The organism is Mesorhizobium sp. M7A.F.Ca.US.007.01.2.1 (genome assembly GCF_003998165.1).
Taxonomy (GTDB): domain Bacteria; phylum Pseudomonadota; class Alphaproteobacteria; order Rhizobiales; family Rhizobiaceae; genus Mesorhizobium; species Mesorhizobium ciceri.
The window spans coordinates 1-5,541 of sequence record NZ_RZQP01000321.1 but is presented as its reverse complement, the minus strand read 5'-3'; the positions used below and the strand labels follow the sequence as shown (position 1 = coordinate 5,541).

General features: G+C 65.2%; 5 protein-coding genes. 3 read left to right on the top strand and 2 right to left on the bottom strand.

Translation table 11 applies throughout. The features are described 5' to 3' along the window. Nucleotides 1-1,105: glycosyltransferase family 4 protein (locus EN949_RS32440; protein ID WP_127371905.1), on the bottom strand; the 1,105-nt coding region annotated here is incomplete at its 3' end. Nucleotides 1,106-1,277: 172 nt separating this feature from the next. Here EN949_RS32440 and EN949_RS32435 point away from each other — a divergent pair. From EN949_RS32435 to proC, 3 genes are read left to right on the top strand one after another with little or no spacing between them, the layout of a single operon-like run. After that, nucleotides 1,278-2,276: a glycosyltransferase gene (locus EN949_RS32435; RefSeq protein ID WP_013530225.1), complete on the top strand. Its 999-nt coding sequence runs from the start codon at nucleotides 1,278-1,280 to the stop codon at nucleotides 2,274-2,276. Beyond that, entirely contained in the window at nucleotides 2,245-3,579 is a 1,335-nt protein-coding gene (locus EN949_RS32430) for an O-antigen ligase (RefSeq protein ID WP_013530224.1), read from the top strand. Before EN949_RS32435 ends, EN949_RS32430 begins: the two co-directional genes overlap by 32 nt. Before the next feature lie 60 nt (nucleotides 3,580-3,639). Then, nucleotides 3,640-4,455, top strand: a complete 816-nt coding sequence (proC, locus tag EN949_RS32425; RefSeq protein ID WP_127366400.1) for a pyrroline-5-carboxylate reductase — start codon at nucleotides 3,640-3,642, stop codon at nucleotides 4,453-4,455. Between the two features lie 4 nt (nucleotides 4,456-4,459). Here the strand turns inward: proC and EN949_RS32420 are convergent. Further along, nucleotides 4,460-5,541 (bottom strand): homoserine dehydrogenase (locus EN949_RS32420; RefSeq protein WP_127371904.1); only part of this gene is annotated, 1,082 nt, incomplete at its 5' end.

The following is a 5,541-nucleotide window of genomic DNA, read 5'->3' as shown; positions in this document are numbered from 1 at the left end:
CCTTGACCTGCGAGCCCCGGAACGCGCTGCCGTCAACGTCGCGGATGTCGGCCGCTGCAGCCTCGAGAGCCCTGGCGAAGGCAACGGGATCGTCGGTGACGACGCAATTGGAAGGACGGTGGTCGATGCCGCGCAGCGAACGGCTGGTGGCGACCGAAGGCAGGCCGAGCTCGAAGGTTTCGATGGTCTTCAACTGGACGCCGCTGCCGGCGGTGCTGATCAGCGGGATGACGGCACCACCGCGCACGAAAGCTTGCGCGTCGGGCACGCGGCCGACAAATTCGACACCCGGGTGCTTCGACGCGACGCCCGAAGGCATGTGGCCCGCAATGCGGATGCGGAAATCGGGCCGCAGATGCGGCACGACCTTGCCCAGGAACCAGTCGAGGCCGATGCGGTTCGGCTGCCAGGTCCAGGTGCCGATCAGGGCGGCGTCGCAATCGGTGCGGCGCGGGCTTTTCAGGGTTGGCGCCTGGGCACCGGTCACCAGCGGCAGCACCGCCGAGCGGTTGTCGGAGGCGACACCGAGTGCGGCGCGGTCTTCCTCGGCCAGGGTGAAGACGAAGCGCGCCCGGCGGCAGAGACGCTCTTCGACGGTCTTGAGCAGCCTCGCCTCGCGGCGAAACAGCAGGCGCTGGAAGAGACCGTCGGCGGCAGCGGCATTCTCCCGCGCCGAAAGATGCTCGACATTGTGGGCAACGAAGATCGAAGGCCGCTCAGCGAACAGCTTTTCGAAGGCGCCGGCGAACTGCACGGAATTCAAGACATAGCCGTCAAACGGTCCGGCACGCTCAATGGCAGCGAGAACATCGCTGTCGGACACGGCGCGCAGCTTGACCGACGCGAAGGTGAGGCCCGAAAGCAGCGCCTTGCCGACCCAGGCCAGCTTTTGCCGCGCGGAGGCATTTTCCGTGCGCACGTCGATCGCACCCAGCACCATGGTGTTTTCGGGGTCGGCCGCGGGCTTCCCCGGCCAGGTGAAGCCGATGACGGTGACGCGCGCGCCAGCGCGCCGCAAGGCAGCGATGATCGCAGCGTTGGCGATCTCGTAGCCCGAGGCGAGAGCGCCGTCGGGCACGATCGATGTGGCGAACAGCAGATGCATCTTACCTATCCAGTGGTGTAGCCGGTAGCAAAGTGCGGTGAACCCTTGATTAAGCCTGCACATTCGACGGCCGAAAGCCGCTGCCTGGCGGGCTTCTCCGTTCAAGGTGATTAACGAAACCTTATCAACCGTGGTGCTACCAGAGCCCAACTCACCATGTGGCTGGACACGGATGATCCCTTTGCCATCGGACGGTTCGGTAACGGTCGCGGGACGCACGCCGCGGCTTGACGTCGAGGCCGTCGAAGCCGTCGTCACCTTGCCGACCTTCAAGCGTCCCGAGCAGGTGCTGGAAACGCTGGCGTCGCTGCGCGCGCAGCAAACCGGCAGACGCTTTGCCGTGATCGTCATGGAGAACGAAGCCGAGGCGCGGGCCGGCGCCAAGGCGGCGCTGCCGCTGTTCGAGCGGGGCGAAATGCCGGGCCTGGTGATCATCGCGCATGAGCGCGGCAATTGCAGCGCCTACAATGCCGGCTGGCAGACAGCCATCCTGCAATTCCCGAACTTCAGGCATCTGCTGGTCATCGACGACGACGAGATCGCCGATCCGCAGTGGCTGGAACGGATGTGCCTGGCTGCCGAAACGCTCGGCGCCGACATTGTCGGCGGCCCGCAGGTGCCCGTGTTTGCCGACCCCGCCCATGCGCGATGGGCAGAGCATCCGGTGTTCGCGCCGCCTTACCGGGAAACCGGACGCGTGCCGGCGCTCTATTCGTCGGGCAATCTTCTGGTCGGGCGCAACGTGCTGATCGCCATGGGTCCGCCCTTTCTCGATCTCAGATTCAATTTCATGGGCGGCGGCGATTCCGACTTTCTCAGCCGGTCGGTGCAAAAGGGCTTTGTGCTGGGCTGGTGCGCCGAGGCCAAGGTGCTGGAAACCGTTCCGGCGCGGCGTATCGAAGCCGACTGGATCCGCGCCCGCAGCCTGCGCAACGGCGTCATCTCGACACTGGTCGAAAAGAAGAAGCGCGCCGGCACGCCAATGGCCGGCGCCAAAGTGTTGCTGAAGAGCCTGGCACTGCTTGCCGCCTCGCCGTTTCGCGGCCTGATCCGGCTGGCGCGGACCCGATCGCCGGCGATCGCCATCTACCCCGTCCATGTGGCGCTGGGCCGCGTGCTGGCCGAATTCGGATATGCCAATGAGCAATACCGCCAGCCTGAGAAAAACTGAGCGCGCGCCGCTCGGCGACGCGTTCACGCGCGAAGGCGTGGCCACCGCCATTGCCGCGCTGCTGTTCACCGTCATCATGGTGTCGTTCCGGCCGTTCCAGCCGGGCGGCGCCGAACTCACCGGTCAAGGCGGCGACATCGTCAACCAGCTTGGCTTCGGTTCGCTCGGCGCCATGTCGATCTTCTCGCTGATGGCCTTTGCCGATCCGCGCGTGGTGCGCTCGCTGCTGAGCCCATCCTGGGTGTTGATGCTGGGCTTCTTTTTCCTCTCGGTGATCCTGTCGACCGATCCGCCTTCGGCGATGCGCGCCGCCTCCTTCACCCTGATCGGCATCCTGACGATGGCAACGATCCTGGTGCTGCCGCGCGACGCCGAAGCCTTCTCGAAGGTGATCATCTTCACCGCCGTCGTGGTCATGGGCCTTTCCTATCTCGGCCTCATCGTCTTTCCGCACGAGGCGATGCACACAGCCGACTCGCAGGAGCCCGAACATGCCGGACTGTGGCGCGGCGTGTTCACCCACAAGAACATTGCCGGGCCGGTCATGGCCTGCCTCAGCTTCGCAGGCCTCTATCTCTACCGGCGCGGGCAGCGCTACTGGGGCGCCGGGATCTTCTTCGCGGCGATGATCTTCATGCTGCACACCGGCTCCAAGACGACAGCCGGCCTGGTGCCGTTCTCGATCCTGATCGTCATGTTCCCGAGCCTGATAGGCATGCGGCTCGGCACGCCGATCCTGTTTGCGCTGGCCATCATCGCCACGGCGGTCGGCACGCTGGGCATCGTCTTCCTGCCGCCTGTAAAACATCTGGCGGCGATCTATTTCCCCGGCATGACCTATACCGGCCGCACGACGCTGTGGGAGTTCGCCGGCAGCATGCTGGCGAAGAAGCCATGGACCGGCTACGGCTATGAAAGCTTCTGGGGCACGCCGCTCTTGCTCAACCAGGACCAGCCCTTCGACCGGCCGTGGGACATCAGAACCATCGTGCACGGCCATGACGGCTATCTCGACATCGCCGTGCTGATGGGCATTCCGGCACTATGCGTGGCGGTCTACACCTTCCTCATCGCGCCGCTGCGCGACTACATGCGCATTCCGTTGCGCAGGGAAAACATCTTTCTCGGCGACTTCTTCATGATGGTGGTGCTGTTCACGGCGCTTAACGCTTTCCTCGAAAGCTTCTTCTTCCATCGCGGCGACCCGGTCTGGCTGTTCTTCGTGCTCGGCGTGCTTGGCCTCAGGCAAGTGTCGCTGCGGCCAATCGCGGTGCGCGATCCCGATCGCGGCTCGCGATCCTGATGGGGCTTCCCCAGGGAAGCGCCAGCGTCTATGTGAAGGCCTTCCTCTGGAGGGCTTTCGATGACGATCAGGCTTGTTCTCGCCGGCTGCGGCAATATGGGCTACGCCATGCTCTCGGGCTGGCTGAAATCCGGCAAGCTCGCGCCGTCGGCGGTTTTCGTGGTCGAGCCCAATGCCGATCTGCGCAATCGCGCGGCAACGCTGGGCTGCGCGACATCAGCCGATGCCGGTAGCATACCGGCCGATGCCCTGCCCGATCTCGTCGTCATCGCGGTGAAGCCGCAGGTGATCCGCGACGTCACGGCCGCCTACAAGCGCTTCGGCGACGGCCGCACCACCTTCGTCAGCATCGCCGCCGGCACGCCTGCCGCCACCTTCGAGGAAATTCTCGGCAATCGCGCGCCGATCGTGCGCTGCATGCCCAACACGCCCGCGGCGATCGGCAAGGGCATGATGGTGGTGTTCTCCAACAAGCTCGTGTCCGATGACACCAAGCGTTTCGTCGCCGACCTTTTGTCGGCGAGCGGCGAAGTGGCCACCATCGACGATGAGGGCCTGATGGATGCGGTGACCGCCGTGTCCGGATCGGGACCGGCCTATATCTTCCATTTCATCGAAGCGCTGACGGTTGCCGCCGAGAAGGCCGGTCTGCCGACGGCGACCGCCAAGCTGCTCGCCATGCAGACCGTCTATGGCGCCGCCTCGCTCGCCGCCGAAAGCGGCGAGGAACCGGGCGTGCTGCGCCAGCAGGTCACCAGCCCCAACGGCACGACGGCCGCGGCGCTGGCCGTTCTGATGGGCGAGAACCGGCTGACCAATCTGCTGACGCAAGCGGTGGAGGCTGCGCGGCTGCGGTCGGTCGAACTGGGGAGATAAATCCTCAGTTTGTCCCGTACAGCATCTCATCCTGCAGCCGGCGCAAGGCGAACAGCCTCGTCGTCTGGTCGGGCGACGCATTATCCGCCGTCAGCAATTCGCCTTTCGTGACCGGTTTCAGCACCTTGCCGCCCTCGAGCAGGCCAACCGGCACGGCGCGCTGGGCGCGGGCTTCGCCGACGGTCATCGTCCAGGAGCGGTAACAAGTCTCGCCGATCGCATCGAAGGTCTCGCCGGGGGCAAGGTCGCGCTTGGCAACGGCGCACACTTCGGCAACCGGCCGCGGCAGCGGCACCATGTCGGGCTTGCCGAAAAGCACGATGCGGGCGGCGGTCAGCGGCACTTCCAGCGAGGTCAAATGGTATGGCCGGAACAGGCTGTAATAGGGGCCGTGGCCGATATGAAGATCGTCCATGCGCTCGATGATGCGCGGATGCGTCGCTTCGACGATGACGAAGACGCCGGGCGCGACGCCCTTGCCGATCGTGTAGTCGACGACGCCTTTCTTCAACAGCAGCCCGCCATCCTCGCGCGGGATCAGCACCTTGGCGAGGTCGTCGCGATCGGCCTTGGGGCCGTGCATGCCGGGGACGTCCGGCACCAGCCCGGTGGCGTTGGCGATGGCGCACATCTCGACCATGGTCTTGGAGCCGTCGACGAACTCGACCAGCATGCGCGGGTTCATGTTGCGGCGGATCGCTTCGGCGCGATAGTCGTCCGGTACGGCATCGTGGTTGAGCGGGTTGTTCTTGCCCTTGCCGGCCGACACGATGGTCAGCCCGAGCGCCGACGCAAACTCGATCAGTTCCATGCAGCTCGACGGCTCGTCGCCCGCACCCACCGAATAGACGACGCCAAGCCGGTCGGCCTGCTGCTTGAGATAGCAGCCGATGGTGACGTCGGCCTCGACGTTCATCATCACCAGATGCTTGCCGTGCTCCATCGCCATGAGGTCGAAATCGGCGGCGACGCCCGGCTTGCCGGTGGCGTCGATGACGACGTCGATCAGCGGATTGGTGACCAGCATCTCGTTGGATGTGACGGCGATTTTTCCCGCCTCGATTGCCGCGGTGACTTTCGAGGCGG